The sequence below is a fragment of the Acetobacter sp. DmW_136 genome, from assembly GCF_008690365.1.
GTDB classification, from domain to species: Bacteria; Pseudomonadota; Alphaproteobacteria; order Acetobacterales; family Acetobacteraceae; genus Acetobacter; species Acetobacter oryzifermentans.
This window is the reverse complement of the sequence record NZ_VHON01000060.1, coordinates 1-3,820: the sequence shown is the minus strand read 5'-3', so window position 1 is coordinate 3,820 and position 3,820 is coordinate 1. Positions and strand designations below refer to the sequence as shown.

The window sequence follows — 3,820 nt, the reverse complement described above, 5'->3', positions numbered from 1 at the left end:
ACAACTCACTCACAGCCTCACCTCCATTGGTAAGCCTGTGAATCACAACGTCTCGCTCAGTTCAATAAATTAATAGGTCCTGAGCCTAGATACAGGAAATCGTTCTTCTTTTCGTCAGGAAGGTAAGGTCATTACCTTGTTTGGTTCGGTTAAAAACTGGGAAGATGATGCCTGTGCGCCTCTGGGTGTTGAGCGATCCTTTGTGGAGCCTCTCTATCATGCCATTGAACGCCGTGAAAATAGTATCATCGGTGCTCATACCTCAACAGAAGGTATGGAACTCACCCATGATCCAGACTTACGCTTAGTAACAAACACAGGCACTATTGTATGGCCAATGCGCAAAACAGCGCATCAGTATAGCTTTATGCTGCCATCTGATACACAATCAGTACGTATTGTTTCTCGCGCCAGCCGTCCATCTGATGTGATTGGCCCATTTGTAGATGATCGCCGTTATATGGGTGTTGCTGTTACAAATGTGCGTTTACAGTGCGCCAACCAGCATTTCGATATCACGTCTCATCTTCAAGCCCAAAAGCCCGAAGGTTGGCATGATACCGATTGGACAGATTGTGCCTGGACGAATGGCAATGCCGAACTTCCTCTTGGTAATCATCTAGCCCGTGGTGAAATGGGTATTCTCTCCATAACACTGCGTGCGGCAGGCCCTTATCTGCTTCCATCAGAAACAGGTTCTGAGATGCAGAAACGTTCCGCTTAACGCCTTATGTGAAATAAAATATGAGAGGACTTTGTCTTTATTGAAAAAGTCCTCTTCTTTTTCCATTATAGGTTGTTTCGAAAAAATCTAAATTACCTAAAAATATAAGTTATACTAAAAAGTTTTTAGTATTTTTTTTACGTTAAAGGCACTATTTTTCAAACACCAAAAAGGACGGTAGGCCGCCCTCCAGAAGTTTAAGCGGGACAATGATTAGCGAAAACATAACGCAACCAATCACGTAGAAAATCCGTACAGGCTGGCCGTTCGAAGCGTCTGATGATCAATGCAACACACCTCAAGGCACACCGGACACCGGCATCTCTGCTCAAAAAGGGGCTTTTCCCCACCGGACGAAGCAGCCACTATGGAGTGCAAAAGTCCATCAGCAAGACGGGGAAGAACGGTAAAAATGCACATGAATGCCAGCTTGCGTAGGATTTGTACCCAAGAAACGCCATATCCACTCACTCCAGCCAGCTCCGCCTGTCAATGTTATCCGTATGGATGAAGCACTAGCAAAATCGCGAAAGCATGGAACTGAAAGATGCCATGCGTGGCAAGGGTGTCAGAACCACCAATCAATAAAATATTTTAGAGATAATAACTGCGCCTTCCATCAATACTTACAGGCACTTCACCTTTAACTGTAATACGCCTGAGTTCTCTGCAATGTTGATCAAAATCTGCAGGGGCATAATGCTGGGTACTACGATTATCCCATATCGCCACATCTCCTGGCTCCCATCTCCATGTAACAGTATTTTCAATTTCTGTAATATAACCCTGAAATATTTCAAAAAGTGCATTTGTCTCTTTAGTAGAAAATCCATCCAATCCAATCACAAAATGCCCCAATACTAGACTTTTTTCCCCACTTTCTGGATGAACCCTCACAACGGGATGGGCTGTTTTATATATGTCAGATATAAATTCTTTTCTGAAAGCTGACACTTCTTCTTTTCGGCTATCAAATTTATAATAATTCGTATCATAATCATTGGAATGAATAGCCCAAGCAGCATCTGCTAACGCTTTTAATGGTGCAGGCAATGCCTCATACGCTGTTGCTGTGTTTGCCCAAATTGTTGCGCCCCCGTATGGTGGAATATGTAAAGCCCGCAAGATTGAAGTCTTTGGATAATCCGTCGTAAATGTAATATCTGTATGCCATGAATCTGTTGAACGCCCATAGCGAGATTTAAGCTCGAACATATATTTTGTACCCTTGGGCGGTGCTATGGTTGGGTGCAAAATAGGTTCACCAAATACGCGGCTTAAACGTTCATGCTGCTCATCATCCAAAAACTGTTTTTTTAGAAAAATGACCTTATTTTTTATAAGCTCCTTATTTAAAAAGTCTTTTTGACCTTCTGTAAGCTCTTTTTTTGCATCAATCCCATAAAGAACGGCTCCTAACCTTGATCCAACTTTTTCAGAAATAAGATGCTCTGTATTAAGTGTATCGGACATTACAGTATTTCCTCTTGGTTAGGACGAGATAAGAGAGAACATTGGGGAAGAATTCTGGCTATGCAGGCTCTTACCAGATGGGTGTGGAATTTTGATACATGACACCAGAATACCACTTATAAAGAAGAGCACTGCATAAATATGGATAACGCCAGCAACGCCAATAAATGGCTGGAAAATATAAACAATAAGTGGCCCCAACCATACGCTGCACCCCGCTCCCAGGTTAAGAAACGACATAGCAACCCCTTTCTTTTCCGGTAAAAGAGATGGCGTTAAGGCCGAAAGAGGGACATATCCTGCTAATGTGAGGCCAAACAGAATTGCCGCCACATACACACTCCAAGGATGGCTATGCCCATATAAGGCTGGCACCCAATATAATAGGACACAAGAAAAGCTGCTGCCTATACCACCAGCCCATAAAACAGTTCCACGCCAGGACAAACGATCACTTACAGCCCCTAAAAGCACATTAAAAACGATATTACTGGCAAAAATTGTTTCTAAAAAATGAATCCACAATTCGTTTGATAGTCCAAGAGTTTGCACAAAATAGAATGGCATAAATACAATAATACCATGTGTGGCGGCTGAATTAATGGCCCGAATAACGCATACGAGCAACAAAGAAGGATGTGTGTATGATTCCTTTAGAAGCTGTGAAAAATGACTATCCTGGCGTATAGCCAAGGCATTTGGTTTATGCGAATGATCGGGCAGAGCAATTAAACTCAGGCCACCACCCAGTATAACAATGCCCAATGCAACCCAAAACGTAAGATATTCTCCCAATATCGGCAAATTTATAGCTGCAACAACAGTGCCGAGCGTGGGCAACCCGCACGTAAAGCAAAACCAAAAAATACCAGAAGCTAAGCCTCTCTGGTCGGCCCGCACTTCTTTAACGATAAGGGTAAGAATACCATATGCTAATAAAGGATATCCAAATCCTCTGATACTGTATGTAAGAAAGATACCCCATACTATATGCGATGGAAGTGCCCATGCCAAAAACAGTACTTGTGGCACGACCCATAATACAACACCCGCAATAATCACCTTGCGGCAGCCCACATACTCGCACAACAATCCAGCACCCCATGCAGAAACAGCTGCTGCAAAGCCATACAAGGTAAAAATAAACGCCACCTGATGCTCGCTGATGCCCGAAGATACTAGAAATGGTGAAAGGTAACCAACCTCTACACCGTCTCCAATCATAAAAAAGAAAAGACCAAGATATTGCATAGCAAAATCACGTGGCATTTTTCCTGATACAGGTAAGGATGGCACCATTAGACTGTTTCTTTCAGGCCGGAATTTTCTGATCAAACGCATAGCGTGCAGATGGATGATCTACTGAGGGTCGGCCATTTTCGTTATTGGGAAATAACCTTTCCCTTAAGGTCGCTCCTTTATCTTCCCGAATACGCCCACGATTTTTAAGTTCTGGAATAACCAATCGCCCAAAATCCTTAAAGCTTTCTGGATTGACGAGCTGAATGAGATTGATTCCATCGGTTTCGGTTTCATCGACGCGGAAATCTCACAGAAGGGTTGTACATCGGGTTAGATTATGAAAAAGTCTGTTTTGCACAAAAGAAATTTTCGTAAGCTATA

The 3,820-nt window shown here is 42.8% G+C and carries 2 protein-coding genes and 1 pseudogene; 1 reads left to right on the top strand and 2 read right to left on the bottom strand.

Translation table 11 applies throughout. The features are described from left to right. Positions 1-85 precede the first annotated feature (85 nt). A pseudogene (locus FKW31_RS14230) lies at positions 86-724 on the top strand (hypothetical protein); the annotation flags it as partial. Positions 725-1,318: 594 nt separating this feature from the next. Here the strand turns inward: FKW31_RS14230 and FKW31_RS14220 are convergent. Both FKW31_RS14220 and FKW31_RS14215 read right to left on the bottom strand, forming a co-directional pair. Then, complete coding sequence (locus FKW31_RS14220) at positions 1,319-2,197, bottom strand: TauD/TfdA family dioxygenase (protein WP_150178881.1); 879 nt, start codon at positions 2,195-2,197, stop codon at positions 1,319-1,321. Positions 2,198-2,215: 18 nt separating this feature from the next. Beyond that, positions 2,216-3,466 carry an MFS transporter gene (locus FKW31_RS14215; RefSeq protein ID WP_166443420.1) on the bottom strand — a complete coding sequence of 417 codons (1,251 nt, stop codon included), beginning with the start codon at positions 3,464-3,466 and terminating at the stop codon, positions 2,216-2,218. Between the last annotated feature and the right edge of the window lie 354 nt (positions 3,467-3,820).

Coding starts and splice junctions, on each gene's coding strand:
- FKW31_RS14220 (WP_150178881.1), bottom strand. CDS start 2,197: ATGTCCGATACACTTAATACAGAGCATCTTATTTCTGAAAAAGTTGGA.
- FKW31_RS14215 (WP_166443420.1), bottom strand. CDS start 3,466: ATGCCACGTGATTTTGCTATGCAATATCTTGGTCTTTTCTTTTTTATG.